General features: G+C 64.7%; 27 protein-coding genes and 1 pseudogene. 18 read left to right on the top strand and 10 right to left on the bottom strand.

Translation table 11 applies throughout. From position 1 onward, the window contains the following. Positions 1–243: 243 nt before the first annotated feature. Complete coding sequence (locus XI08_RS12600) at positions 244–573, bottom strand: hypothetical protein (protein ID WP_271574626.1); 330 nt, start codon at positions 571–573, stop codon at positions 244–246. Between the two features lie 602 nt (positions 574–1,175). Here XI08_RS12600 and XI08_RS12595 point away from each other — a divergent pair. Then, entirely contained in the window at positions 1,176–1,700 is a 525-nt protein-coding gene (locus tag XI08_RS12595) for a transglutaminase-like cysteine peptidase (protein WP_271574625.1), read from the top strand. A gap of 407 nt (positions 1,701–2,107) precedes the next feature. Continuing rightward, positions 2,108–2,293 (top strand): annotated as a pseudogene (locus tag XI08_RS12590) (aldose 1-epimerase family protein); the annotation flags it as partial. A 12-nt stretch (positions 2,294–2,305) separates the two neighbouring features. On the opposite strand, the gene XI08_RS12585 reads toward XI08_RS12590, so the two are convergent. After that, positions 2,306–3,154, bottom strand: coding sequence for an MBL fold metallo-hydrolase (locus tag XI08_RS12585; RefSeq protein WP_271574624.1), 849 nt, complete (start codon positions 3,152–3,154; stop codon positions 2,306–2,308). A gap of 258 nt (positions 3,155–3,412) precedes the next feature. Here XI08_RS12585 and XI08_RS12580 point away from each other — a divergent pair, with 258 nt between their 5' ends. Then, positions 3,413–4,228, top strand: a complete 816-nt coding sequence (locus XI08_RS12580) for a response regulator transcription factor (RefSeq protein ID WP_271570236.1) — start codon at positions 3,413–3,415, stop codon at positions 4,226–4,228. Between the two features lie 34 nt (positions 4,229–4,262). Here XI08_RS12580 and XI08_RS12575 read toward each other — a convergent pair whose 3' ends face one another. Further along, positions 4,263–5,396: an alpha/beta hydrolase family protein gene (locus XI08_RS12575; RefSeq protein ID WP_271574623.1), complete on the bottom strand. Its 1,134-nt coding sequence runs from the start codon at positions 5,394–5,396 to the stop codon at positions 4,263–4,265. A 242-nt stretch (positions 5,397–5,638) separates the two neighbouring features. Between XI08_RS12575 and pgm the strand changes: the two genes are divergently transcribed. The 5 genes from pgm (at position 5,639) to XI08_RS12550 (ending at position 11,084) form a co-directional block, all read left to right on the top strand. Next, positions 5,639–7,285 (top strand): phosphoglucomutase (alpha-D-glucose-1,6-bisphosphate-dependent), encoded by a 1,647-nt coding sequence (pgm, locus tag XI08_RS12570; RefSeq protein ID WP_271574622.1) that lies wholly within the window; start codon positions 5,639–5,641, stop codon positions 7,283–7,285. 288 nt (positions 7,286–7,573) lie between these two features. Next, positions 7,574–8,623, top strand: coding sequence for an aromatic ring-hydroxylating dioxygenase subunit alpha (locus XI08_RS12565; RefSeq protein ID WP_271574621.1), 1,050 nt, complete (start codon positions 7,574–7,576; stop codon positions 8,621–8,623). A gap of 4 nt (positions 8,624–8,627) precedes the next feature. Then, positions 8,628–9,380 (top strand): GntR family transcriptional regulator, encoded by a 753-nt coding sequence (locus tag XI08_RS12560; RefSeq protein WP_271574620.1) that lies wholly within the window; start codon positions 8,628–8,630, stop codon positions 9,378–9,380. A gap of 10 nt (positions 9,381–9,390) precedes the next feature. Beyond that, entirely contained in the window at positions 9,391–10,371 is a 981-nt protein-coding gene (locus XI08_RS12555; protein WP_271574619.1) for a PDR/VanB family oxidoreductase, read from the top strand. Between the two features lie 269 nt (positions 10,372–10,640). After that, positions 10,641–11,084, top strand: a complete 444-nt coding sequence (locus XI08_RS12550; RefSeq protein WP_271574618.1) for a DoxX family protein — start codon at positions 10,641–10,643, stop codon at positions 11,082–11,084. A 6-nt stretch (positions 11,085–11,090) separates the two neighbouring features. Here XI08_RS12550 and XI08_RS12545 read toward each other — a convergent pair whose 3' ends face one another. The 3 genes from XI08_RS12545 to XI08_RS12535 form a co-directional block, all read right to left on the bottom strand. After that, the gene (locus XI08_RS12545) at positions 11,091–11,240 is read right to left on the bottom strand and encodes a hypothetical protein (RefSeq protein WP_271574617.1); all 150 of its coding nucleotides are present in this window, start codon (positions 11,238–11,240) and stop codon (positions 11,091–11,093) included. A 180-nt stretch (positions 11,241–11,420) separates the two neighbouring features. Next, positions 11,421–13,382 (bottom strand): putative bifunctional diguanylate cyclase/phosphodiesterase, encoded by a 1,962-nt coding sequence (locus XI08_RS12540; RefSeq protein WP_271574616.1) that lies wholly within the window; start codon positions 13,380–13,382, stop codon positions 11,421–11,423. Positions 13,383–13,732: 350 nt separating this feature from the next. After that, on the bottom strand, positions 13,733–14,098 hold the full coding sequence (locus XI08_RS12535) for a nuclear transport factor 2 family protein (RefSeq protein ID WP_271574615.1): 366 nt from the start codon (positions 14,096–14,098) through the stop codon (positions 13,733–13,735). Between the two features lie 100 nt (positions 14,099–14,198). On the opposite strand from XI08_RS12535, the gene XI08_RS12530 reads away from it, so the two are divergent. The 3 genes from XI08_RS12530 (at position 14,199) to hemC (ending at position 17,551) form a co-directional block, all read left to right on the top strand. Continuing rightward, the gene (locus XI08_RS12530) at positions 14,199–14,789 is read left to right on the top strand and encodes a TetR/AcrR family transcriptional regulator (protein WP_271574614.1); all 591 of its coding nucleotides are present in this window, start codon (positions 14,199–14,201) and stop codon (positions 14,787–14,789) included. 53 nt (positions 14,790–14,842) lie between these two features. Further along, the gene (locus XI08_RS12525) at positions 14,843–16,468 is read left to right on the top strand and encodes a GMC family oxidoreductase (RefSeq protein ID WP_271574613.1); all 1,626 of its coding nucleotides are present in this window, start codon (positions 14,843–14,845) and stop codon (positions 16,466–16,468) included. Between the two features lie 102 nt (positions 16,469–16,570). Further along, positions 16,571–17,551, top strand: coding sequence for a hydroxymethylbilane synthase (gene hemC, locus XI08_RS12520; protein ID WP_271574612.1), 981 nt, complete (start codon positions 16,571–16,573; stop codon positions 17,549–17,551). A 270-nt stretch (positions 17,552–17,821) separates the two neighbouring features. Here hemC and hemE read toward each other — a convergent pair whose 3' ends face one another. Beyond that, positions 17,822–18,856: a uroporphyrinogen decarboxylase gene (hemE, locus tag XI08_RS12515; protein ID WP_271574611.1), complete on the bottom strand. Its 1,035-nt coding sequence runs from the start codon at positions 18,854–18,856 to the stop codon at positions 17,822–17,824. 105 nt (positions 18,857–18,961) lie between these two features. On the opposite strand from hemE, the gene XI08_RS12510 reads away from it, so the two are divergent. Further along, the gene (locus XI08_RS12510; protein ID WP_027549359.1) at positions 18,962–19,177 is read left to right on the top strand and encodes a hypothetical protein; all 216 of its coding nucleotides are present in this window, start codon (positions 18,962–18,964) and stop codon (positions 19,175–19,177) included. Positions 19,178–19,350: 173 nt separating this feature from the next. Then, positions 19,351–21,255, top strand: coding sequence for a sensor domain-containing diguanylate cyclase (locus XI08_RS12505; RefSeq protein WP_271574610.1), 1,905 nt, complete (start codon positions 19,351–19,353; stop codon positions 21,253–21,255). Positions 21,256–21,278: 23 nt separating this feature from the next. Here the strand turns inward: XI08_RS12505 and XI08_RS12500 are convergent, their stop codons facing one another. Both XI08_RS12500 and trhO read right to left on the bottom strand, forming a co-directional pair. Beyond that, on the bottom strand, positions 21,279–21,497 hold the full coding sequence (locus XI08_RS12500) for a SlyX family protein (protein WP_027549357.1): 219 nt from the start codon (positions 21,495–21,497) through the stop codon (positions 21,279–21,281). Then, positions 21,487–22,254 (bottom strand): oxygen-dependent tRNA uridine(34) hydroxylase TrhO, encoded by a 768-nt coding sequence (gene trhO / locus XI08_RS12495; protein WP_271574609.1) that lies wholly within the window; start codon positions 22,252–22,254, stop codon positions 21,487–21,489. Before trhO ends, XI08_RS12500 begins: the two co-directional genes overlap by 11 nt. 207 nt (positions 22,255–22,461) lie before the next feature. Between trhO and ggt the strand changes: the two genes are divergently transcribed. Then, a complete protein-coding gene (ggt, locus tag XI08_RS12490) occupies positions 22,462–24,048 on the top strand; it encodes a gamma-glutamyltransferase (RefSeq protein ID WP_271574608.1) in 1,587 nt (528 codons plus the stop codon). An 85-nt stretch (positions 24,049–24,133) separates the two neighbouring features. Further along, positions 24,134–24,598, top strand: coding sequence for an FKBP-type peptidyl-prolyl cis-trans isomerase (locus tag XI08_RS12485; protein WP_271574607.1), 465 nt, complete (start codon positions 24,134–24,136; stop codon positions 24,596–24,598). A 171-nt stretch (positions 24,599–24,769) separates the two neighbouring features. Here the strand turns inward: XI08_RS12485 and XI08_RS12480 are convergent, their stop codons facing one another. Next, the gene (locus XI08_RS12480; protein WP_135177940.1) at positions 24,770–24,988 is read right to left on the bottom strand and encodes a CsbD family protein; all 219 of its coding nucleotides are present in this window, start codon (positions 24,986–24,988) and stop codon (positions 24,770–24,772) included. 126 nt (positions 24,989–25,114) lie between these two features. On the opposite strand from XI08_RS12480, the gene XI08_RS12475 reads away from it, so the two are divergent. The 3 genes from XI08_RS12475 (at position 25,115) to XI08_RS12465 (ending at position 26,719) form a co-directional block, all read left to right on the top strand. Further along, the gene (locus XI08_RS12475) at positions 25,115–25,627 is read left to right on the top strand and encodes a cupin domain-containing protein (protein ID WP_011085194.1); all 513 of its coding nucleotides are present in this window, start codon (positions 25,115–25,117) and stop codon (positions 25,625–25,627) included. Positions 25,628–25,757: 130 nt separating this feature from the next. Then, positions 25,758–26,186, top strand: coding sequence for a VOC family protein (locus XI08_RS12470; protein ID WP_271574606.1), 429 nt, complete (start codon positions 25,758–25,760; stop codon positions 26,184–26,186). A 44-nt stretch (positions 26,187–26,230) separates the two neighbouring features. Next, entirely contained in the window at positions 26,231–26,719 is a 489-nt protein-coding gene (locus tag XI08_RS12465) for a VOC family protein (RefSeq protein WP_271574605.1), read from the top strand. Positions 26,720–26,816: the final 97 nt, after the last annotated feature.

Raw genomic sequence — 26,816 nt, 5'->3', positions numbered from 1 at the left:
TGGGTCAAACTCGGAAGTCGGCGGGTCCAGGTAGATGGTTTGCTCTGCCACTGTGAGCGGACATCAGCGGACCCGCTGTTCAGGTCCGCGAAGGGCCAACACCGGAAATGTTGAGGATGCTCGAAGCAAACTTTGCAGGTCTTTAGGAGCCGGCGGCGGGTCATTACGCCGGTCGGGGCCGGGGACCGCGAAGCTGCTCCGCCACTGAAACTCGGGCGGAGCCGCTTCGAACGCGAACGATGGTTAGCGGGACTTGCCTCCCGTGGTTGACCCCGTGGTTTGGTCGGTTTCCGGCCGGCCCGGAGGATGGGCAGAAGCGCCCGATTTGTCTTGATTGCCCACGTATCCGGACTCCCCTGAATTGCGGGTCTTGATTCCTTTGTCTGCTTCGCGCTGCATCTGCTCGCCGGCCTGCCCGTCCGCCTTAAGTCCCTTGTCCGAATCCTGGTGCATCTGTTCGCTGGTTTGCGGGCTAGGTGCGGCCTGCTGCGGTCCGGGCTGTTGTTGCGCGGTTGCGGAAAACGCGATTCCGCTTCCGGCAACAACAATGATTGCGAAAATCTGGGTTCGCATAGGTTTCTCCCTCAAGAGGGTTGCTGCCTTGATGCGGTAACGCGCCTACTTCCGGACGTTTCCTGGCCGTGGCCTTTTTCTATGAGGCCTCGCGTACGGATACGGAAAAGTAACTTACGCACCCCGGACACCTGCTCATCGCGCGCGAAACCTCTTTGCAATGGCACGTTAAGTGCACCGTCACCGCAATCACGGGCGCTTAGCCGGCAGGTCGGCTTTACCCCCAACTCCAGACAAACCGCTGCATCGGACCAACTGACGCGATGGGCCATGTTCGGAAGTCGCGGTGCGCCCCCATCATCTCCACATCCGCGATCGGTATAAACCTGCTACTTCCTCAGGAACCCTTTGCCGTCAGAAGTGTTAGGCCAAGCTATACAATCTCAAATTGCTAAAAGTTGTTCGCGACGCAAAGCGCAACTGGAGCAACTCTTAAGTGAAAGGTCGGCGCGGCAAGGTATTCCAACCATTGCGCCTTGCGTCTGCCCCCGACAGACAGGTGGGAGGCATAACATGCACCCTTTCTTGCAAAGGCTGCGCTGGCGATTGCGGGGCTGATCGTCGGGCTTGAGACCGTCAATGCGGGGCAGCTGGACATGCCGATGGAACCGCGGTTGGCAACCCCGCGTCACGTGCGGTTTGAGACGCCGACGCTGCCGCCGATGGGCTACACGATGTTTTGCCTGCGCTATGCCGACGAATGTCGCGCACGGCCGATGTTTCGCGGAGGTCTGGTTCGCCTGACGGGGGAACGCTGGGCAATTCTCAAGCAGATCAATCAGACCGTCAACCGCAGCATTATTCCGGACGAGGCGGAACTGAGCTTGGGCGTCGAAGCCTGGCTGATCAATCCGGATCGTGGCGATTGCAATGATTACGCAGTGACCAAGCGCCACGAACTGCTCGATCGAGGCTGGCCCTCAGCCGCGCTTCTGCTGAGCGAGGTCGTGACGGGTGGGGGAAAGCATCACCTCATTCTCGTCGTGCGTACCCGAAGCGTCGACCTTGTTCTCGACAATCTGACGCCGGTGATTAAGCCGTGGGCGCATGTGCCCTATCGCTGGGTTCGAATTCAGATGCCGAACCAGCTTCGGCTGTGGACCACGATTGACCGTGGTGGGGAGTGAGTATCCGGACCGAGGCTTTACCGCAGGCAACTCTTGCTCTGCGCCTCTTCTTGGCAATTGCGGGCCTCAATTTGTCTTCCCGAGAGTCCGCCTTACTCCCTGTCGCCGCGTCGATACCATCCGTCTGGGGCCGTGAGACGGGGCACATGAGCGCGGCTCAGCCCCCTCAGACGAGTGAGCTGAACCGGGGCTGAAGGCTTCCCGGGCCTTTCTTCATTGCGCAGGGTTTCCCTCTTCAGGAGCGCGCCGATCCCTGATCACATTCGATATTTCCCTTCTTCGCCGTACCGCTGCCGCGAAAGCCAGGATTTGCAGGCACTTTCAGTCTTTTTGCAAAGGTCGCGGGCTGCTTACCAAGGCAATGTCCCTGCACAATTCCCTGTTATCAGGGAACTGACATCAAGTGCGGCTTTCGTGAGCTTGGCGTCTGGTCGAAACCATCAGGCGCGCCATTCCTCTGCAATCGAGCCATGGCGCGGCTATGCCAGCCGACCGGTTTCGACGGCGAGTTCAGCGACAAGCCGGGCCTGATGCATATCGCAGCCGGCGCGGAGGAGCGCTTGTCCTTCCGGATCGAGGTCGCATCGTCCTGAGATCGGTGGCCTTCACACCTCGATCCGCGTGAGATCCTCGCCGAGCACGACGGGACCCGAATAGTCCTGCCGGACATCCGCGAGCAGCGCGTTCAGCATGGAATCGTCGGTGCGCGGCCGGTGATGGGTCAGCGCGAGCTTCTTCACGCCGGCCTTGGCCGCGACCTTGCCGACCGTGTCGCCGCAGGCGATCGTGAATGTCGCAAGCCGGCGGAGGTGCTCGTTGTTGATCTCCGGCGTCGCGAAAAAGCAGCACTGCACCAACAGGTCGGCTCCCTCCGCCAGTCGCTCCAGACCGGGGCAGGGGACCGTGTCGCCGGAAATCGCAATGACCTTGCCCTCCGCCTCGAAGCGGTAGCCGAGACACATCCAGCGCGCGAGGAAGGCCGGCGGCATGTCAAGGCCATCGCCATGCGAGACGAGCTCGGCGCTGATCTTCCAGCGCCCGGTGTCGAGAACGGGACCCGGCACGATGTCCGTTGCGACGACCGGTTTCCAGCCGCCGAAGGTCGGCTCGCCCCGGTCACGCCAGGTGATGTCCTTGTCGTAGACCTGTGTGACCAGCGTGTTGACCAGCCGTTCGGTGTCCGGCGGCCCATAGATGCGCAGCTCGTCCCTGCGCCCGTGCATCCATGAATTCAGCATCACATCGTGGAGGTCGCCGATGTGGTCGAAGTGGTGATGGGTGAGAAAGACCGTGTTGATGGCGCCGAGCGGCACGCCGGCCTTGCTGAGCTGCACCATGACGCCGCGGCCTGCGTCGAACAGGATGTTCTCTTCGCCGAGCCTGATCAGCGTCGTCGTCGCCATGCGGCGCGGGTCCGGGCGCGGGCCGCCGGTGCCGAGCAGTATGACTTCCATGGCGCACTCCAGCCAGATCCTTGAGGACTTACAGTAGGTTTGAAGTCCGCGGCGGGGCAAGCCGTATCGGGTTCCGATGCGCGATCGGCGGTCCTGGGCCGGCTCCCGGCGCTCGCGCGAACCATGCCTGCGTGATGATGCGCGGGATGAGAATTGTGGGCCAATTCATACTTAATGCGTCGAGACTGTGACCAATATTGTTCAGGCAGCACAACACGCCTAGTATTCCAGCAGGCAATTCGGGGGCTCGAACCAGTTGTGAATGTACGTTCACATGACAGCGCATTGCGCAACGACTTGAATTTTCAGGCAGGGCCGCAGGCACACAGGATATCCACCATCGTGGCTGATTCCGCACGTCAGGAAGCGCGTCCCGCGGGCCGCGAGCGGCTGATCGTCGTCGAAGACGATCCGGTGACGCGGACCATGCTGGTCGGCTACTTCAGCGACAACAATTTCGACGTGGTCGGCGCCGGCTCCTGCGCGGAGTGCCGCCAGGCGCTGCGCGGGCGCGCCGACCTCGTCTTCCTCGACGTGCAGTTGCCCGACGGGGACGGCTTCGAGCTCGCCAAGGAAATCCAGGCGACCAGCAACGCGGGCATCATCTTCGTGACCCGCCGCGACACCGACGTCGATCGCATCCTCGGCCTCGAGATCGCCGGCGACCACTACGTCACCAAGCCGATCAATCTGCGCGACCTGCTCGCGCGCGCCCGCAGCGTGCTGCGCCGGCGCTCCATCGACCGCAAGGCGGCGCGCAACCACAATTCGATCGCCTTCGGCGACTGGATCATCGACCTGACGCGGCGCGAGCTGCTCGGCAGCGACGGCAAGCCGGTGTCGCTGACGCGCGCCGAGTTCGACCTGCTGGCGGCGCTCGTCGGCGCCGACGGCAGGCCGCTCAGCCGCGACTATCTGATCGAGGTCGTCAGCAACCGCCAGGCCGAGGTCGACATCCGCACGGTCGATGCGCTGGTGGCACGGCTGCGCCGCAAGCTCGTCGGCAGCGGCACGCCCGTGATCGCGACCGTCACCGGCGTCGGCTACAAGCTCGCGCTCAGCGAACGGCTCTAGCCTCCTCCGTCGAATGTTCTGATCGCCCTCGCGCCTATCGCGCGCGGGCGCTCTGGTCTGTTATCGTCCCTCGCGCAGCTCCGGCGAGCCGGTCATCGACCGCGTAGAGCGTGCAGGTGGGCGACCATTTCATGCAAGCCGCGAGCGAATCGCGCTGGGCGTCGTCGGCGCTCGCGCGCCCCCAACGCCAGCCGTAACCGCCCTTGGGCGACACCGCAAAAGCCTTGTGCGGCACGGTGCTGGCGAGATAGCGCGCGAACTCGGCGCGCGCGGCCTCGTTGAGCTGGCTCGGCGGCGGCAGCGGATCGGGCGGGCTCAGGACGTCGTGGCCGAGCCCGCGCTCGCGCAGGAAGGCGTCCACATACGGCGTCCATTGCGGACGGCCGACCACGGAATAGAGATAATGGCCATCGTCGCCGTAAGGCGCCGCCGCGACGAATTTCACGTTGCCGCCATTGCCGCGAAACCCGTCATAGAGCCGGCGGGCGAGATCGGGCCCGAAGAACAGATCGTTGGTCGCGTAAACCCACAGCATCGGCACGCGGGACGTCTTGCCGAAGGTGGCGAAGGCCTGCACCAGCCCACCCTCGTTGCAGACGTCGTCGTCGTCGCGCGAGCCGCGGCCGCCGGCAAAGCTAATCGCGGCGACGAGACCGGGCGGTGCCTGCGCCGTCAGCGCGACCGTGGCGAGCCCGCCGGCGGAATGGCCGGCCGCGATCATGCCCGATGTCGTGACGTCGGTCCTGCGCCCCATCGCATCGATCGCCGCGCGCAGGTCCGCGACCGCAACCGCCGCCGCCGGCATGTACGCGGCATTGGCGCAGGCGCCGACGCTGTCGACGCGTCCGCCCGGCGAGGTGCCGTAGCCGCGCCGCATCACGATCAGCGCGGCAAAGCCGCGCCGGGCATATTCCAGCGCGATGCCGTAATATTTGTGCGCGGACATGGTGGCGCGGTCGTCGAAACTGCGCGGCGAGCCGTGGCTGAGCAGCGCGAGCGGATAGCGCTTCGTCCCCGCCGGGCGCACCAGGAACGCCTCCAGCCCCTGCGGCCCGGCCTCCGCCATCGGGATCCGCAGATCCTCGGTGTAGAACTCGGCGGCGCGCGTCGGTGCGCCGGCCACAACGAGGCTGGCGATCAGCAGGAGCAGTATTCGCGGGAGGATCATGGGACGATTCGAAAGACGGCGATGGTCTGGAGCATAGCATGATCCCGTAGCCCGGATGAGCGAAGCGACATCCGGGACAGGCGGTCCTGCATATCGCTTCGCTCATGCGGGCTACAGCATGGTCATTCCGGGTTGGCACCCAAGGAACGCCTTCCCCCTCGCGCGTGTTGTGCCCTTGGCGGGCGCCCGGCCGATGCTATGGTATCCCGCAATCTCTGTGACGACTGGACGAGGATATTTCAGTGGCTGATGTTCATCCCGCGGCGGGCAAGCAGGTCTCGCCGGACGCGCTCACCAACATTCCGCGGCTGGTGACGGCCTATTTCGCCAATAAGCCCGACGTGGCTGATTCCGCGCAGCGGGTGGCGTTCGGCACCTCCGGTCATCGCGGCACCTCGTTCAAGACCACCTTCAACGAGGGCCATATCCTCGCGACCACGCAGGCAATTTGTGACTACAGAAAGGAAAAGGGGCTGACCGGCCCGCTCTTCATCGGCATCGACACCCACGCGCTGGCCGAACCTGCTCTCGTCAGCGCCATCGAGGTGTTTGCAGCGAACGGCGTCGACGTCATGATCGACAAGGACGGCGGCTACACGCCGACGCCCGTGATCTCGCACGCGATCCTCACCTACAACAAGGGCCGCACGTCGGGTCTCGCCGACGGCGTCGTCGTCACGCCCTCGCACAATCCGCCGGAAGACGGCGGCTACAAATACAATCCGCCGCATGGCGGCCCGGCCGACACCGATGCGACCTCCGTCGTCGAGAAGCGTGCCAACGCCTATCTCGCCGACGGGCTCAAGGGCGTCGCGCGCATGGACTATGCCAAGGCGCGCAAGGCTGCGAACGTGCATGCTTACGACTTCATCACGCCCTACGTCGCCGATCTCGGCAACGTCGTCGATCTCGATCTCGTCAAATCCGCCGGCATCAATATCGGCATCGACCCGCTCGGCGGCGCCGCCGTGCATTACTGGCATCCGATCATCGAGCGCTACGGCCTGAAGGCCACGGTGGTGAACGAGGCGATCGATCCGACCTTCCGCTTCATGAGCGTCGACTGGGACGGCAAGATCCGCATGGACTGCTCCTCGCCTTACGCGATGGCGAGCCTGATCGCGATGCGCGACCGCTTCGACGTTGCCTTCGCCAACGACACCGATGCCGACCGCCACGGCATCGTGACGCGCACCGGCGGCCTGATGAATCCGAACCATTATCTCGCGACCGCGATCTCGTATCTGTTCGCGCACCGCCCGAACTGGAGCAAGGATGCCGCGATCGGCAAGACCGTGGTGTCGAGCTCGATCATCGACCGCGTCGCCAAGAAGCTCGGTCGCAAGCTGGTCGAGACGCCGGTCGGCTTCAAATGGTTCGTCGACGGCCTCCTCACGGGCGGCTTCGGCTTCGGCGGCGAGGAGAGTGCAGGGGCCTCGTTCCTGCGCCGCGACGGCACGGTGTGGACCACCGACAAGGACGGCATCATCCTCGGCCTGCTCGCCGCGGAGATCATGGCGAAGACCGGCCGCGATCCCAACCAGCTCTTTGGCGACCTCACCGCCGAGTTCGGCATGCCCCATTACGCGCGCATCGACGTCGCGGCGACCACACCGCAGAAGAACATTTTGAAGTCCGTCACGCCCGAGCAACTCGGCCTGAAGGATCTCGCCGGCGATCCCGTTCGCGCCGCGCTCAGCAAGGCGCCCGGCAACGGCCAGCCGTTCGGCGGCATCAAGGTCGAGACCGATTTCGGCTGGTTCGCGGCGAGGCCGTCGGGGACGGAGGACGTCTACAAGATCTACGCGGAAAGTTTCCGCAGCACCGAGCACCTGAAGCGGATTCAGGAAGAAGCCCAGGCCGGGCTGGCGAAGGTGTTCGGCGCGTAACTGCCGACGCAGCCGCCTTCTTACCCTCCCCTTCCAGGCCCCCTCCAGCGGAGGGTGTTCCGTATCGCGCGCTGTCATCACCCGCGAAAGCGGGTGATCCAGTACGCCGCGGCGGAAGTTGTGTGAACATACTGGATTCCCCGCCTCCGCGGGGAATGACGGCATGGTCAAATCTGTATACATAGTTCTGGCCATAGGTATTAAATTACGCCAATTTCGGCCTTGAATGGCGCTTTCTCCCTTGGTACTGTATACATAACGTATCCATAAGCCGTGGGAGTGAGACCGATGACAAAACCCTTCCCGATGAACGCCTGGTACGCCGCCGCCTGGGACGCCGACGTGAAGCCGGCGCTGCTGCCGCGGACGATCTGCGGCAAGCACGTTGTGATGTACCGCAAGGCCGACGGCTCGGTGGCTGCGCTGGAGGATGCCTGCTGGCATCGCCTGGTGCCGCTGTCGAAGGGACGGCTCGAAGGCGACACCGTCGTCTGCGGCTATCACGGCCTGAAGTACAACGCGCAGGGGCGCTGCACCTTCATGCCCTCGCAGGAGACCATCAACCCGTCGGCTTGCGTGCGCGCCTATCCCGTGGTCGAGCGCCACCGCTACATCTGGCTCTGGATGGGCGATCCCGCGCTGGCCGATCCCGCGCTCGTACCCGATATGCACTGGAATCACGATCCGGCCTGGGCCGGCGACGGCAAGACCATCCGCGTCAATTGCGACTACCGTCTTGTGCTCGACAACCTCATGGACCTCACGCACGAGACCTTCGTGCACGGCTCCTCGATCGGCAACGACGCGGTCGCCGAAGCGCCGTTCGACGTCACCCATGGCGAGAAGACTGTCACCGTGACGCGCTGGATGCGCGGCATCGAGGCGCCGCCGTTCTGGGCCAAGCAGCTCGGCAAGCCCGGCCTCGTCGATCGCTGGCAGATCATCCGCTTCGAGGCGCCATGCACCATCGCCATCGACGTCGGCGTGGCGCCGACAGGCACCGGCGCGCCGGAAGGCGATCGCTCGCAGGGCGTCAACGGCTTCGTGCTCAACACCATCACGCCGGAGACCGAGAAGACCTGTCACTACTTCTGGGCCTTCGTCCGCAACTATCAGATCGGCGAGCAGCGCATCACCACCGAGATCCGCGAAGGCGTCTCCGGCATCTTCCGCGAGGACGAGCTGATCCTCGAAGCGCAGCAGCGCGCGATGGACGAGAACCCCGATCGGGTCTTCTACAACCTCAACATCGACGCCGGCGCGATGTGGACGCGCAAGCTGATCGACAAGATGGTGGCGAAGGAAAACGCGCCGCAGCACCTTCAGGCCGCGGAGTAGCGATATGGCCGAGCGCGAGGTCGACCGCTCCGTCTCGCAGACCGTGAAGGCGCAGCTCGCGCTGCGTGACCAGATCCTGTCGGGCTCCTTGCGTCCCGGCGAGCGCATCTCCGAGCTTCAGGCGGTGGAGACGACGGGCGCCTCGCGCACGCCGGTGCGCATGGCGCTGGTGCGGCTGGAGGAGGAGGGCCTGTTGGAGGCGATCCCCTCCGGCGGCTTCATGGTGAAGGCGTTCTCCGAGCGCGACATCTCCGATTCCATCGAGCTGCGCGGCACCCTGGAAGGGCTCGCCGCGCGCTTTGCCGCCGAGCGCGGCGTCTCCGCGCGCGAGCTCGAGCCGCTGAAGGAATGTCTCGCCGCGATCGACGAATTGCTGCGCCAGGTGCCGATCTCGGTCGATGCGTTCTCGTCCTATGTCACGCTGAACGCGCGCTTCCACGCGCTGCTCACGGAATTGTCGCGCAGCCCGCCGCTGATCCGGCAGATCGACCGCGCCTCCGCGCTGCCGTTCGCCTCCCCGAGCGGCTTCGTGATGGCGCAGTCGGCGCTGCCCGAGGCCCAGCAGATCCTGATCATCGGGCAGGAGCACCACCGCGTCGTCATCGACGCCATCGAAAACCGCGAAGGTACGCGCGCCGAAGCTGTGATGCGCGAGCACGCGCGGCTCGCGGTGCGCAACCTGCGGCTCGCGCTGCGCAACCGGACCCATCTCGACCTCTTGCCGGCGCTCGCGCTGATCAAGGCCGCAACCGATTAGGGCAGTCACCATGCGCTTCATCGAAACCTGGACCCCGGCGACGCTCGTCTCGACGCGCGACCTTGCGCCCGGCATCCGCGAATTCCTGATCCTGCCGGACCGGTTCGACGGCACAGCCTATCCGGTCGGCAGCCACATCAATGTCAGTGTGACCATCGACGGCCTGCCCGAGACGCGGTCCTATTCGCTGGTCGGCGAGGCCACATCGCGTGGCCTCAAGATCGCGGTCCGCCGTGCCGAGGATTCCCGCGGCGGCTCGCGCTATATGTGGCAATTAGCACCGGGCGCGCGGCTCGACATCACGCAGCCCGCCTCCCTGCTCGCGGTCGACTGGGCTCGCGACAATTATTGCCTGATCGCCGGCGGCATCGGCATCACCCCGATCCTCGGTGCGGCGCAGGCGCTGGCGCGACGTGGCGCCGACGTCACGCTGCATTATGCCGTGCGCTCGCGCGGCGAGGCCGCCTATCTCGACGATCTTGCCGGGATGCTTGGCGACCGCCTGGCGGTCCATGCGAGCGACGAAGGCCGGCGGCTCGATCTCGACGCGCTGTTCGCGTCATTGCCGCAAGGCGCGCTGGCGCTGTTCTGCGGCCCGATGCGGATGCTGGATGCCGCGCGCCATGCCTGGATCGGTGCCGGCCATCCGCTCGCCGATCTTCGCTATGAGACGTTTGGCTCCAGCGGCACGCTGCCGACCGAGACCTTTCGCGTGCGCCTGAAAGACTCCGGTGTCGAACTCGAAATACCCCGCGAGCGCTCGATGCTGGACGTGCTCAATGCCAGCGGGCATGACGTGATGTACGATTGCAAGCGCGGCGAATGCGGACTGTGTGCCATCGACGTGGTCGAGGTCGACGGCGAGATTGACCATCGCGACGTCTTCTTCAGCGACCATCAGAAACAGAGCAACCAGAGGATCTGCGCCTGCGTCTCCCGCGCCCGCGGCACCATCACCGTGGACACGCTGCTGCGGGCGGATGCGGTCTGAGGCGGGGCTGGAAGGCGTACTCGGAAAAACGCCATCAGCCTGAGAGCATGCGCATCCGCTCTCCGCTCGGGAGCAGGCGGGTGCGGTTCGTCCTGGCGAGGCGGCTGAGGGCCATCTGCAGGCGGACCAATTCCGTGACGAAGCGGCTTCGTTTTGCCACGCCAACGAGCCGGCAAGAGCGCTTCGTGCGGTCCACCAATCATGATAGGTTTGCTCTCGGCAGTCAAAGTGTTCAGCCGGTCTTGGACAACAAGGGTGGAGGTTCTGCCATGAAATCCAATTCGGTCTCGCTGGCAGTCGACGAGTTCGCCACAGGGAGTGCCGACTCCCTGATTTTGATCGGCCGCATTCTGCTCGCGTGGGTATTCGTCGGAAGCGCGTACGGAGCAATATCCGACTTCAGCGGCTCCGTGGGTTATTTCAGGTCCCTGAAACTTCCAGCACCTGAGCTGTTCACCATGGTGAACATTGCACTGGAAGTATTGATATCCGTTGGTTTGATATTGGGCGTCGGTACGCGCTACTGCGCAATCCTGACGTTTGTGTTCGTAGTGGCGGCAACGGCTGTTGCGCATCGCTACTGGGAGTATCCCGCGGGTGCGCAGCAGGTTGGTCAATACAACCACTTCTTGAAGAACATCTCGATCATGGGCGGCGCGATGTTGATCTTCGTCACCGGGGCAGGCCGGTTCAGTTTCGATCGGGCATCGTAGCCGACATCACTTCAAGGTGGGTTTGAAAGCTGCCTCGATCACCCGGCGGACGCTCTTTGAGAGCGGTTTCAGGGCCTTGCTCACGAAGGCGAAGAAAAGCATCAGCCATGTCGCAAGCGCGGCACACCACAGCAGGACGTCCAATATCTCAGGCATGATGATGCCCCCCAAAATAACTACTCTGAAATGAGGCAAGTGTTGCCTAATGGAGCCGACACGGCAAGTCCTCGTTAGAGGTAGCGTGCCGAAACACTAAGCACTCTCAGAACAGCGGGCTACCTTAGGTCAGCGAAGCAGACCGATCCCATGGCTGCGCAGACTTTGCGAGTCTATGCCCTATGCCGCGTAAGTCGCCCGCAGCTTCTTCGTGTCGAGCAGCGCCAGAACCTGCTCAGCCGACACCGGCCGGCTGATCAGATAGCCCTGGATTTCGTCGCAACTGATCTGCCTCAGATACTCGAGTTGATCGGCCGTCTCGACGCCTTCGGCGACCACGCCGATGCGCAGGTCGCGCGCGAGCGAAATCACCGACTTCACGATCGCGGCACAGTCCGGCTGGACCAGCATGTCGCGGATGAAGGACTGGTCGATCTTGATGCGGCTGAACGGCAGCTTGCGCAGGTAAGTCAGCGACGAGAAGCCGGTGCCGAAATCATCTAACGCCACGGTGACGCCGAGTTGCAGCAGCGCGTTCAGGATCGACACGGCCGATCCGTATTTCGACAGCAGCATCGATTCCGTGATCTCGATCTCGAGCCGACTGGGAGAGACCTTCGCGTCGGCCAGCGCCTGCACGATGGTCTGGAGGATGCCGGTGTTGTGAAACTGCGCCGCGGAGAAATTCACGGCGACCCTTATTTCCTCGGGCCAGTCCGCTAGCGTCGCGCAGGCACGCCGGATCACCCATTCGCCGATGGCGTGGATCAGCCCGGTCTCCTCGGCGATGGGGATGAACTCGCTCGGCGGCACCAGTCCGCGCGACGGATGCTGCCAGCGCAGCAGCGCCTCGAAGCCGGTGATCCGGTTCTCGCCGAGGTCGAGGAACGGCTGGAAGACGAGAAACAGCTCGTTGCGCGCGATGGCGCCCTCGAGGTCCGATTGCAGCGCCTTGCGATCGCGGGACAGCCTGTCGTCGCTGACCTCGAAGAAGCAGACCGTGCCGGGTCCGGCCTTCTTGGCACGGTAGAGCGCCGCGTCGGCGTTCTTTATGATGTCGAGGGCCGTGTTGCCGTCGCGCGGTGCCAGCACGATGCCGACGCTGGTCGCGCCCGCGAGCTGGCGGCCCTCGATCGGGAACGGCTCGGTGAAGGCTGCGACGAAGCGCTCGGCGATTTCGAGCGCATCCTCGGGCCGCGCCAGGTTGGCCATCACCAGCGCGAACTCGTCGCCGCCGATGCGTGCGACGTGCTCGGCCGCGCGGGTGCAGCGTTGCAGGCGGCTTGCGACCTGGACCAGGAATTCGTCGCCGGCGGGATGGCCGAACTTGTCGTTGACCTCCTTGAAGCGATCGAGATCGAGCAGCAGCACCGCGAACTCTTCGCCCGACAGGGCCAGCCGCTTCAAGGCGGCATCGAGCGTCTCGTTGAAGGCGAAGCGGTTGGGCAGGAGAGTCAGCGGATCCTGCCGCACCGTGCGCTCGGCCTCGACCTGCCGTATCACGCGCCGCGCGAAACCGATTGAATTCACGAACACCGCGCGCAGCAGCACTGACCCGTAGACCACCACCAGGATGGCCATCAGCACATAGGCTGGATCGCCGTCACGGCCGAGGCAGATGGCGATGCCGACGAAGATCGGGGTCGTGAAGGCGATGGCCGCAATCGGGATGGTGGCGAAAGCCAGCGCGCCGCCGGCCAGCATGCCCGAGCAGAGGCAGGTGATGACAAGCTGGCCGCCGGTTGCGGCGTTTGCGAAGAAGGCGACCGGCACGATGCCCCAGGCGGCCCCGAGGATGAAGGCATTGCGCACCAGCCGATGCATGGCGCGGCGCGAGACGAATTGCGGTTTTGTGATCCGGCGCGAGGCGTGGGACTGCACCCCGAACGCGATCGCGGCACCGGCGACGACGACCGCCCAGATCAGGGCGAACGTTCGGTCCGGCGAATGCCACAGCGCGATGGCAAGCACGGCGGCGTTGCAGGCATTGGCGAGCATGATGCCGACCGAATAGCCGAGCACCAGCGACATCTGTTCCGCGCGGATATGGCCGGCCATGGCTTCGTCGGTTGCGGGACCGCCGAACGCTGACAGATCGCCGGCGAACAGCCGCGCGAAATAGGTGGTCAGTTGAGTCCGCATTCTAGAGCCTAGCAGGATGGGCCGTTCGTCCGGCTCGATCAGGAGAATTCGCTGCAAACCTTTGACGAACTATGAATTATCCCCGCCTGTCACGGTCGCCGCGACCACTTCTGCGTGTTCCATCGACAGTATCGATAACAAATCGATACAAATGCGGCACCCCGCGTTACGGTTGTAACCGCAGCCGAGTGTTCGCCACTAACTCCGCTGTCATTCCCCGCCTAGTGCGCAATTGCGCACGGGGGCGGGGCATCCAGTACGCCGCGGCCTATCGGATCAATCACAATCGTCTCGGAATACTGGATCGCCCGGTCAAGCCGGGCGATGACACCGGTGTCCGGGAGACGCGATCACCGCCCCAGCTGCTTCGGATCGTAATAGAACCGTTCTTCGATCAGCTGGTCACCTTGCCAGGTCTGCCACGCGATCTCATCCAACGTTCGGATGACGCCTTCCGCGTTGGTGAAACTGAACCGCCAGCGTGTCGCGACAGTGTCGCCCTCGATCAGGCTCGGCCCGATGCGCACGGCCTTGACCTCCTTGGTCGCGGCCAGCACGCCGCGCTCTTTCGCTGCCAACTTTTCCCGGCCGACAGTCGGCGCGGCGTTGTTTTCATAAGTCGCGGCGTCGGGCGCATAGAAATGTTCGATCGCGCCGACGAAGTCCCCATCCTCCAGCCGCTTCGCAAAGGCTTCGACTATCTCACGACTCGGCATGACACACCTCACGATTAAAACCGACTGATGGTCGGTAAATACCGACCGGTAGTCGAAAAGTCAACTGGCCGTATCAGCCGAATTGGATTAGACGACACTCATGGCGAAGCAGGCGGAGCGGCGGGCGGCGACATCGGAGGCGATCCTGACGGCGGCGCGCCGCCTGTTCGGGACGCAAGGCTTTGCCGCCACCACCATGGACGAGATCGCGGAGGGGGCCTCCGTCGCCAAGGGTGCGGTCTATCATCACTTCAAGACCAAGGAGGCGGTGTTCGAAGCCGTGTTCGAGCAGGTCTCGCGCGACCTCGTTGCGGAGATCGACAGCACCGCGCGGGCCGAGAATGACGTGCTCGCTGCGATGGTCGCGGGCACCCAGCATTACTTCGCAGCGACCGCCAAGGGCCCGACCGGCCAGATCATCCTGCGCGACGGCCCGGCCGTGCTCGGCTGGGAGCGCTGGCGCGAGATCGATGCCGAGCATTTCGGCGGCAAGCTGCCGCGCGCGATCGCAGCCGCCATGGAGGCCTGCCTGATCGCGCGGCAACCGGTCGAGCCGCTGGCGCGGCTGCTGCTGGGCGCGGTCACGGAGGCTGCGGTCGCCTGCGCCGGACGCGCCGATATCGCAAGGGCGGGCGCGGAATATGCCCGTGCGTTCAAGTCGCTGGTCGAGGCGCTGCGTCTGCGCGCATGATCGTGGTAAGCCACGAACGGAAACGCCCACACTAACAAGAACACTGGCAAGACATGACCGCAAACTCCTCTCTCGCACCAATCGATCCCGAATTCGACTACATCATCGTCGGCGCCGGTTCCGCCGGCTGCGTGCTCGCCAACCGCCTGTCGGCGAATGGAAAGCACAGCGTGCTGCTGCTCGAGGCCGGCCTGAAGGATTCCAACATCTGGATCCACGTGCCGCTCGGCTACGGCAAACTGTTCAAGGAGAAGACCGTCAACTGGATGTACCAGACCGAACCGGAGCCGGAGCTGAAGGGGCGCCAGGTGTTCCAGCCGCGCGGCAAGACGCTAGGCGGCTCGAGCTCGATCAACGGCCTGCTCTATGTTCGCGGTCAGCACGAGGACTATGACCGCTGGCGTCAGCTCGGTAACACCGGCTGGGGCTATGACGACGTGCTGCCCTATTTCAAGAAGGCCGAGAACCAGTCGCGCGGCGCCGACCAGTATCACGGCAGCGGCGGGCCGCTGCCGGTCTCCAACATGATCGTGACCGATCCGCTGTCGAAGGCCTTCATCGACGCCGCGGTCGAGACCGGTCTGCCCTACAACCCTGATTTCAACGGCGCCACGCAGGAAGGCGTCGGACTGTTCCAGACCACGACGCGCAACGGCCGCCGCGCCTCGACGTCGGTCGCCTATCTCGGCCCGGCGAAGACGCGCGGCAATCTCAAGATCGAGACCGAGGCGCTCGGCCAGCGCGTGCTGTTCGAGGGGCGCCGTGCCGTCGGCGTCGAATACCGGCAAGGCGCCCAGCTGCGCCGTGCCCGCGCACGCAAGGAGATCGTGCTGTCGAGCGGCGCCTACAATTCGCCGCAGCTGCTCCAGCTCTCCGGCGTCGGTCCCGCCGATCTGCTGCGCAAGCACGGCATCGATGTCGTGCTGGACGCGCAAGGTGTCGGCCACGATCTCCAGGACCACATGCAGGTCCGCATCGTGATGCGCTGCTCGCAGAAGATCACGCTCAACGACACCGTCAATCATCCGCTCCGCCGCACGCTCGCCGGCGCGCGCTATGCGCTGTTCCGCAAAGGTTGGCTGACGATCGCGGCCGGCACGGCGGGCGCGTTCTTCAAGACCAGCCCGCGGCTCGCCTCGCCCGACATCCAGGTCCACTTCCTGCCGTTCTCGACCGACAAGATGGGCGAGAAGCTGCATGACTTTTCCGGCTTCACCGCCTCGGTATGCCAGCTGCGTCCCGAAAGCCGCGGGTCCTTGCGCATCCGGAGCGCCGATCCGACCGTGCCGCCGGAGATCCGCATCAACTACATGTCGACCGAGACCGATCGCACCACCAACGTCGAGGGCCTGAAGATCCTGCGCAAGATATTGAATGCGCCGGGGCTGAAGCCGTTCGTCGTGGGTGAGGTCGATCCCGGGGCGAAGGTATCCACGGATGCCGAGCTGCTCGATTATTGCCGCGAGCGCGGCAGCACCATCTACCATCCGACGTCCACCTGTCGTATGGGCAACGACGCGCTCGCGGTGGTGGACCAGCGGCTGAAGGTGAGGGGGCTCGAAGGCCTTCGCGTCGTCGACGGCTCGATCATGCCGGACCTCGTGTCGGGGAACACCAACGCGCCGATCATCATGATCGCCGAAAAGGCCTCCGACATGATATTGGAGGATGCGCGGTAGAGCATGATCCGGACCCGTAGGGCCGCGTTAGCGCAAAGTGGGCACCGGTTTTCCGACAAGATCATGCTCAAATAAGACAACGCGCAGTGAAAGGACCAGGACTTGGCTACTCGACTCAAGATCGGCACACGCAAGAGCGCGATGGCGCTGGCACAGACGGAAGAGATCGCGCGCCGCCTGACCGCCGCCGTGCCCGATCTCGAGGTCGAGATCGTCAAGTTCGACACCACGGGCGATCTCGACCAGACCAGCAAGCTGTTGCCGCATGGCGGCAAGGGCGGCGCCTTCGTGGCGCAGATCCGCGCTGCCGTGCTGTCGGGTGAACTCCAGGCGGCGATGCATTCGCTGAAGGACATGCCGGGCAACGAGGACACGCCCGGCCTCGTCATCGGCGCCACGCTGTCGCGCGATCCGCCCAATGACGCGCTGGTGCTGCGCGACGGCGTGACGCTGGAAACGCTGCGCCAGTCGCGCGGCAAGGGGTTCAAGATCGGCACCAACGCGGTGCGTCGCGCGGCCTATGCGCGGCGGCTGTATCCTGACGTGGAGGTCATCCACTTCCGTGGCGCGGCCGACACGCGCGTGCGAAAACTTGATAATGGCGAGAAGCAGCGCCTGCCGGATGGCGGCGCGGTGGGGCCGGCCGATGCGCTGATCATGGCGCGCTCCGGCCTCGATCGCGTCGGTCTGGCGAGCCGCATCGCCTACGAGTTTACGCCGGCGGAGATGCTGCCGGCGGCAGGGCAAGGCATCGTCGCGGTCGAATGCGCCGCGCAGGACTGGCAAACGCGAAAAATCCTGTCGTCGATCGACGATCCCGCCGCGCATGCCTCTGCCGATGCCGAGCGCGAGGTGCTTTGGGTGCTGAACGGCCACTGCAATTCGCCTGTCGCCGGCTTCTCGACCATCGCAGGCGGTCAGATGTCGCTCACCGCCTCCGTGCTCGACCTCTCCGGCAACACCATCATCGAAGCCTCGCGCACCGGCCCCGCCAACCGGCCCCGTGAGCTTGGCCGTGCGGTGGGTCTCGATCTGCTGACGAAGGGCGCTGCCGAGATCATCGAGCGCAGCCGGCCGCGCTAGCCTGCTGCAAAACGATCGTCGGTGCGATCATGTAATTCTGCACCTGTCTTGCCCGACGTGTCAAACGTGACCGCGGCGCAGGGTGCGAGCCATGCCGGACGAAATTCCTCAATGATTTGTACTGTGCATGTACTGTGCATGGGGTTGTTTTTCGCTTTTTTTTAATTCCGCTCACAAGAGGTGGTCATGCCCGGGCTTGTCCCGGGCATCCACGTTCTTGGTTCCGAGTGGTTAGGGTGGATGGCCGGGACAAGTCCGGCTGCTCGCCCCTTACCCCCGCACCCGCTTCAGCATCTGCTCGACATGGGCGATCGGCGTTTCCGGCTGGATGCCGTGGCCGAGATTGAAGATGAAGCGCCCTTGCGCAAAGTTCGCCAGCACGTTGTCGATCGCGCGGTCGAGCACGGCGCCACCGGTAATGAGCACCAGCGGATCGAGATTGCCCTGCACCGCGACGCGTGATTGCACGCGCTCGCGAACGAAGGCCGGCTCCGCGGTCCAGTCGATGCTGACGCCGTTGACGCCGGTCGCCTCGACGTAACCAGGCAATTGCGCGCCGGCGCCACGGGGAAAGCCGATGATCTTGGCGTCCGGCACCTTCGCGCGTACGCCCTCGACGATGCGCCGCGTCGGCTCGACCGACCAGCGCGCGAACTCGGCCGGCGGCAGCACCCCGGCCCAGGTGTCGAAGATCTGCAAGGCATCGGCGCCGGCTGCGAGTTGCGCCAGCAGATATTCGATCGAGTTGTCGACCAGCACGTCGATGATCTTCGCAAACGCTTCCGGATGCCGGTAGGCCATCATCCGCGCCGGGGCCTGGTCGGGCGTGCCGTGGCCCGCGACCATGTAGGTCGCCACCGTCCACGGCGCGCCGCAGAAGCCGATCAGCGCGATCTTGGGATCGAGCGCGCCGCGCACGATCTTCAAGGCCTCGAACACCGGCGCGAGCTTGCCGAAGTCGGCGCGCGGGGCGAGCGTTCCGACCTTCGCGGGATCATCCAGCGGCTCGAGCCGCGGACCTTCGCCGACCTCGAAGCGCACGGAGCGGCCGAGCGCGTAGGGGATCACCAGGATGTCCGAGAAGATGATCGCCGCGTCGAAGCCGAATCTCCGGATCGGTTGCAGCGTGACCTCGGCGGCAAGTTCCGGGTTGAAGCAGAGATCGAGGAAGCCGCCGGCCTTGGCCCGCACCTCGCGATATTCCGGCAGGTAGCGGCCGGCCTGGCGCATCATCCACATCGGCGGGATGGCTTGGCGCTGGCCGGAGAGCACGTCGATGAAAGGCTTTGTCGCAGACTGGGGCACGAATGGTCCTGAGCAAGGTTACGCTCCTGATACACCGCGGCGGCCTTCAGCGGAACAGGGGAACAAGCCCAATTGGGCCGCGTTGACCAACCAATGGAGGAGATCATGGCTGAGTCATTCAATCCCGCGCCGCACGACAAGCACGCCGACGATCTGCATGAGGCGCTCGCCGCCGATCGTCATGCCAAGCTCGATACCGGGCTCAAGGACAGCTTCCCGGCGTCCGATCCCGTGAGTGCCGCCCAGCCGACACCCTCGAAGGCCGATGCCGACGCCGACAATCCCTCGCTCTGGGACAAGGTTAAGGCCATCTTCAGCTAGCGGGAGCGGAGCCGAATTCCGATAGGTTCGCTAATACCCTGTTAGCGATGCGCTGATCCTTGCGTCCGTAGGACTACGGGAAAGCGCAGGTATCGCGGTGTATTTCGGCAGTCATTTCAGAGTTCAATAATAGAAGCGGCAGAGTTTCCGAAACGATCGGAGAAGTCTGCCGCATGAGCGCTGCTACCCAAAGAGCCGGATGGAGCCGCCTGCCGCTACGCGCGGCGGCGTTTGTCGTGCTGACCTGCGCGACCATCCTCGGCGTCAGCGCCTGGCGGGAATGGGCCGCGCGCGACGCGGTGCTCAAGGGCGCCGAGACCGAGATGGCGAACGTTGCGCGCTCGCTGACGCAGCACGCCGAGGACAGCCTCGATCTGCTCGATTCCGGCGTCGTCGGCGTCGTCAGCCGGCTGGAGATGGACGGCACCGAACCCGCCACGATCGCCAAGCTCAGAAACCTCATGGAGGTGCGCAAGAAGGCGACGGAGCGCGTGCACAGCTTCGCCATCATCGACGACCAGGGCAACTGGCTGACCTCGCCCGGAACGATCGGCTCGACGCTCAGCGACGACGCGTTCTTCCGCCATCACCAACTCTCCCCGAAACGAGAGGCCCATCTCGGCCGTCCCGTGAAGAGCCTGCTCGATGGCGAATGGGTCCTCACCCTGTCGCGCCGCTTCAACAAGCCGGACGGCAGCTTTGGCGGCGTGGTGCTCGCGACCATCAGCTCCGGATATCTGTCGCACTTCTACGAGCAGTTCGAGATTGGCCGCAACAGCTCCGTCGCGCTGACACATGGCGATGGCCTGATCGTCGCGCGCTACCCGAGCAACGAGAAGTTCGTCGGACGCAGCGTCGCCGACAAGCCGCTGTTTCGCAACCCGAGCCTGCAAGGGCCGAGCGGTGCCTATCACTTCAAGTCGCCGCTGGACGGCGCCGAACGCGTCAGCTTCTTCAAGCGCTCTGGCCGCTATCCGTTCTTCCTGCTCGCCACCGTCGACAAGGACGAACTGCTGGCGCCCTGGCGCGCCGCAGCGATTTCCCGCATGCTCTATGTCCTCGCGCTGGTCATGCTGATTGCGATCATCGGCGCGGTGCTGGTGCGGCAGTTGCAGCGAGGCCAGCGCATGGCCGCGGCCCTGATCGAGAAGGAAGCCCATTTCCGCCTGCTCGCCGAAGGCTCCAGCGACATGGTGACCCGTATCGGGCTCGACGAGCGGCTGCGCTATGTCTCTCCCTCCTCGGTCCGCGTCGTCGGCTGGCGGGCCAACCAGCTGATCGGAACGCCCGCACTCGCGGGCGTTCATGCGGACGACCTGCCGCAGGTCCAGGCCCTCGTCGATGCCATGAAGCGCGGCGAGAAGGACGAGGTGCGCGTCACCTATCGCAACTCGCACCGGCAGAAGGGCGAAGTCTGGCTCGAATCGACCATGCGGGTGACACGCAAGGACAACGGCAACGTCGACGGCGTGGTCGCGATCTCGCGCGACATCACCGAGCAGAAGACGCTGGAAACCAGGCTCGAGACGCTCGCGACCGAGGACAGCCTCACCGGGCTTGCCAACCGCCGCTGCTTCGACGACCGGCTGAACGATGAATGGGCGCGCGCCTATCGCGACCGCTCCAGCCTCGCCTTGCTCATGATCGACGTCGACCATTTCAAGGCCTACAACGACGAATACGGCCATCCCGCGGGCGATGCCTGCCTGCGCGTGGTCGCAAGGATCCTCGCGGCCGAGATGCACCGCGCCGGCGATCTGGCGGCGCGCTACGGCGGCGAGGAATTCGCCATGCTGCTCCCCAATACCGATGCGGCCGGCTGCGCCCGGATCGGCGAGCGGATCCGCGAGGCCATTCACCAGGCGGGCCTCGTCCACGCCTCGAGCCCGATCTCGGCATCTGTGACCGTCTCGCTTGGCGGCGCGACCTGCCGGCCGGCGTTCGAGCGCACCGCAGGGTTCGCTTCGCTGGTGGAGGCCGCCGATCGCGCGCTCTACGCCGCCAAGGATACGGGCCGTGACCGTCTGATGATGTCGGGCGAGGTCGTGAACCTGCTGCCCAAAGCGTCCGGTCAGTAATGGCCGTCCAGCAGTAATATCGCTCAATAGTGCGGCGGGCGCTCGCTGGCGGGTCCCGGCGCATTCGTCTCGGCCTCCTGCAGCCGCTCGTTGAGCTGCGCGATCTGCCGGGTCAGCGCGTCGATCTGCTTCCACTGCGCGGTGATGGTCTGGTTCAGCGTCTCGATCGTGTCGTCCTGATAGGCGAGGCGCGTCTCCAGCGTGTCGATGCGTTCGCTCAGCGTCTTGATCTCATTCGTCACGTGTCGCGTCCTTGTCCCGTTCCCGCAGGCCAAGTTCCTGCAAACCATGGCCGAGCGCGACGCGCTCGTCGAACACGAAGCATTCGCCGCGCCAGCGGCTCTGCGCCTCCGGCACTTCCTCCAGATATTTCAGGATGCCGCCCTTGAGGTGATAGACCTCGGCAAAGCCGCGCGCGAGCAGGTGCGCGCTCGCCTTCTCGCAGCGGATGCCTCCGGTGCAGAACATCGCGATCCTGCGGTGTTTTGCCGGATCGAGCTGTTCGGCGGCAAAATCCTTGAACTGGCCAAAGCTCTTGATACCGGGATCGACCGCGCCCTCGAACGTGCCCATCGCCACCTCGAAGGCGTTGCGGGTGTCCAGCACCAGCGTGTCGGGCGCTGCGATCAGCGCGTTCCAGGCGTCGGCATCGACATAGGTGCCGACCTGCCGCGTCGGATCGGCCGCCGCGTCCCCGAGCGTGACGATCTCCTTCTTCAGTCGCACCTTGAGCCGGCCGAACGGCATCGCCTCCGCGGTCGAGAATTTCAGTTCGAGATTGTCCAGCCGGCCGCCGAACAGGGTGCCGTGCGCAAGTTCATGGGCAAGGGCGTCGATCGCCTCCGGCGCTCCCGCAACCGTGCCGTTGATGCCCTCCTGCGCCAGCAGCACGCTGCCTTTCAGCGCCAGGCCAGCGCAGAACGCGCGCAGCGGCTCGCGCAGCTCGCGGTAATCGGGCAGGGCGGCGAATTGGTAGAAGGCGGCGACCTTGTGGATCATGGCGGCTTGTTTAGCAGGCGGCCGCCGCCCAGAAAACCCGCATGGCCCCGGACGGCAAAAGGTCTATACGCCCAGCGGATGGCAGCCATTTCGCTGGTATGCCAGCATTGCCCCGGCGGGTCGGAATGTGTCATGTAGGCCCGGTTTTTCCGAGACGGCGCCCTCCGCGCCAACGGCCCAAGAGAGCCCTGAGAGAGCAAAACTTCGATGAGAAACTTCCATTTCCCCGGCAGGTCCACGGTCCACGCCACCAACGCGATGGTCGCGACCTCGCACCCGCAGGCCTCGCTGGCCGCGATCGAGGTACTGCGCGAGGGCGGCACGGCGGTGGACGCGGCGGTGGCGGGCTCGGCGCTGCTTAGCGTGATCGAGCCGCAATCGACCGGCATCGGCGGCGACTGCTTTGCGCTGATCCAGCCGCGCGGTGAAGGCAAGATCATCGCCTATAACGGCTCCGGCCGGGCGCCGAAGGCGGCGAATGCCGACTGGTATCTCGAGCGCAAGATCAATTCGGTGCCGCTGACCTCGGCGCACGCGGTCTCGATCCCCGGCGTGATCGACGCCTTCGCAACCGTGCTGCGCGATCACGGCAAGTTCGGCTTCGACCGCCTGCTCCAGCCCGCGATCAAGGCGGCCGAAGAGGGCTACGTCGTCGCCCCGCGCATCGCGTTCGACTGGAAGAACCAGTTCGAGAAGCTGAAGGGTGGCACCAACACCGTGCGTTACCTGCTGCCGGGCGGCAAGCCGCCGGTGGCCGGCGATGTCATCCGCCAGGCCGAGCTCGGCAAGACGTTGCGCGCGATCGCCAAGGACGGCCGCGACGCCTTCTACAAGGGACCGGTCGCGGAAGACATGGTCGAGACCCTGCGCGGCATCGGTGGCCTGCACACGCTCGACGATTTCGCCGCGCACACCACCGAGACGACGACGCCGATCGGCACCAATTACAAGGGCCACGACGTCTGGCAGTGCCCGCCGAACGGCCCGGGCGTCACCGCACTGCTGATGCTCAACATCCTGTCGCGCTTCGACCTGACCAAGTATGCGCCGCTCAGCGTCGAGCGCTTCCATCTCGAAGCCGAAGCCGCCCGCATCGCCTACATGAATCGCGAGATGCATGTCGCCTCTCCCGAGCACATGAAGATCAACGTCGCAGAGATGCTCGAAAAGGGCTTTGCCGACGAGTACATCAGCAAGATCCGCATGGACGGCATGCTCGACCTGCCGAACGTCGCGCCGCCGATGAACCCCTCGACCATCTACATCACGGTCGTGGACAAGGACCGCAACGTCTGCTCGTTCATCAATTCGGTCGCGCATTCCTTCGGCTCGGCGATCGTCTCGAACAAGACCGGCGTCTTGTTCCAGAACCGCGCCGGTGGCTTCCGCATCCAGCCGGGCCATCCGAACTGCATCGAGGGCGGCAAGCGCCCGCTGCACACGATCATGCCGGGCCTGCTCACCAAGGGCGGCCGTTCCACGATGTCGTTTGCGGTGATGGGCGGCCAGTACCAGCCGACCGGCCAGACCCATCTCCTGACCAACATCCTCGACTATGGCTGCGACGTGCAGGAGGCGATCGACATGCCGCGCGGCCTGCACTACGAGGGCCAGTACCAGCTCGAGGACAGCGTGCCGGCTGACATCGTCGAAGGCCTGAAGAAGCTCGGGCACAAGACCACGAGCGTGGTCGGCCCGCTCGGCGGCGCCCAGGCGATCTGGATCGACTGGGACAAGGGCACGCTCACCGGCGGTTCCGACCCGCGCAAGGACGGCTGCGCGCTCGGCTATTGATCGAGGCCCAGAGCTGCAAACGTTACGGCTGGAAACCGCACCCGCGTTGCGCTAGACACCTTCCGCCTCAAACGGAAGGTGTCTCATGCAGCGTGTCCAGCGCGTGCTCCTCGCCATCATGTCGGCATTCGCGATCACCGTGATCGCCAGCGTGTCCGATTTCGTTTCCACCACGGCCTCGGCCCAGACCGCAGGAAAGACCATGACCACAGCTTCAGGCTTGCAAATCATCGACACCGCCGTCGGCACCGGCGCCTCGCCGCAGCCCGGCCAGATCTGCGTAATGCATTACACCGGCTGGCTCTATGAAAACGGCCAGAAGGGCAAGAAATTCGACTCCTCGGTCGATCGCAAGGAGCCGTTCGAGTTTCCGATCGGCAAGGGGCGCGTGATTGCCGGCTGGGACGAGGGCGTCGCCTCGATGAAGGTCGGCGGCAAGCGCACGCTGATCATTCCGCCGCAGCTCGGTTACGGCGCACGCGGCGCCGGCGGCGTGATTCCGCCGAACGCGACGCTGATGTTCGATGTGGAATTGCTCGCGGTGAAATAATCTACACCCGTCATTCCGGGATGGTCCGGAGGACCAGACCGCAGGTGCGCATTGCGCACCGGGGTATCTCGAGATTCAGGGTTCGCTTCGCGCCCCGGAATGATGGTGCAAATGGACAAAACAAAAAGACCGGCCCTGCGGCCGGTCTTTTCGCTTTCAGTCTGACGCGCGTCACTCTGCCGCGCGCCTTGCCGCAGCCGCGGCGCGATCGATCGCTTCCTTCGCGGCGTCCTTGGCATCGCCCATGGCCTGCTGGCCCTTGCCCTTCACTTCCTGGACCACGCCTTCGCCCTTCAGGCGTTCGGAACCGGTGGCCTCGCCGATGCCCTGCTTGGCCTTGCCGATCGCCTCGTTGGCGTTGCCTTTGATCTTGTCGGTCGTGCTACCCATGAAACTCTCCTTCCAGTTCTATCGCGGGGACAACACGGGGCGACTGCGAGCGTTCCTTTTTTGGTATGGCTTGATGCCGCGGCTTTGGTTATTTTGCCGCGCACGGAACCAACAGAAAGCAAGATCATGACGGGCCATGACCACACGCATTCCCACCATGCACACGATCATGACGATCGCTGGAAACATGACGGCGTGCGCGTCATTCCCGGAAATCAGCTCGATACCAACGTGCCGTCGACGGCCGGCATGGACCGCGCGGCCGCCATCAACTTCGCCCGCGTCGGCGCGCAGAAATTGTGGGCGGGCACGGTCAGCATCAAGCCCGACGCCAAGACCGGTGCGCATCACCACGGCCATCTCGAAAGCGTCATCTATGTGGTGAAGGGCAAGGCGCGGATGCGCTGGGGCGAGAGCCTGCAATTCACCGCGGAGGCCGGCCCCGGCGATTTCATCTTCGTTCCGCCTTACGTGCCGCACCAGGAGATCAACGCCAGCCCCGACGAGGTGCTGGAATGCGTGCTGGTGCGCAGCGACGGCGAGGCGGTGGCGATCAATCTCGACATCGAGCCGGTCGAAAAGCCCGAGACGGTGCTGTGGATCGATCCGGTGCACCGGGACCCGAACGAGAAGAAGTAAGGCCGGTCCGGGCCTGCCGGTTCTGCGCGACAGAACCACGGCAGGCGGGCCTGAAAAAATATCCGGAAGCCGTGTCGGATGGCCGTCTGCCCGTCCGTCCTTGGGCAGAACCCCGCCCAAGGAGCTTCCGATGCCCAAGATGATTTTCGTCAGCCTGCCGGTGACCGACGTCAAGCGTGCCACCGCCTTTTACGAGGCGATCGGCGCGGCCAAAAACCCGCAATTTTCCGACGACACGACAAGCTGCATGGTCATCTCCGAGACCATTTTTGCCATGCTGACGACCCACGACAAGTTCCGCCAGTTCACACCGCGGCCGATCGTGGATGCGAGGACCGGGAGCCAGGTGCTGCTCTGCCTGTCCGCTGACAGCCGCGACGAGGTCGACGATATCGTCGGCAAGGCGGAGGTCGCGGGCGGGGTGGCCGATCCCAGCCCGAAGGATGAGTACAGCTTCATGTACGGCCGCAGCTTCGAGGATCCGGATGGCCATATGTGGGGTGTGAATTGGATGGACCTCCCGGCATTCGCCGTGCAGTCCGACATGGCGAACGCCTGATCGAAAATCCGAGAGCATTGAAAACCTGAAGAGGAGCGTTCTCCATGTCCAAGCTCGTGCCCTGCATGTGGTTCAACGGCGATGCCGAGGAAGCCGCGAACTTCTACGTCTCGCTCGTGCCGAATTCGGAGATCACGCACGTCCAGCGCAACGTTTCGGACAATCCCTCCGGCAAGGAAGGCTCCGTGCTCGTCGTCGAGTTCACGGTGGCCGGGCAGCCCCTGGTCGCGCTTAACGGTGGCATGAAGATGGAGTACACCCACGCGATCTCGCTGATGATCCATTGCGACGATCAGGCCCAGGTCGACAGCGTCTGGAATGCGTTCCTGGCCCATGGCGGCAAGGAAGAGCAGTGCGGCTGGCTCAGGGATCGCTGGGGCGTGGCCTGGCAGGTGGTGCCGAAAGTGATGTTCGAATTCCTGTCGAGCCCGGACCGAGCTGCGGCCGCGCGCGCGATGCAGGCCATGTTGAAGATGGTCAAGCTGGATGTGGATGTCCTGCGACGTGCGTTCGAGGGCAAGTCGGCGGCGTGAGGCGCATGCTCGCGCCAGCTACTCGCTGTCATCGCCCGGCTTGATGTTCAGCCCGGGGACATGACCGACGGGTGTTCGGGGACATAGCCGACACATC

Origin of the sequence: Bradyrhizobium sp. CCBAU 11361, from assembly GCF_028128935.1 — a bacterium.
GTDB classification, from domain to species: Bacteria; Pseudomonadota; Alphaproteobacteria; order Rhizobiales; family Xanthobacteraceae; genus Bradyrhizobium; species Bradyrhizobium niftali.
The sequence above is the reverse complement of the archived record's forward strand: the minus strand, read 5'-3'. Positions and strand labels throughout refer to the sequence as shown.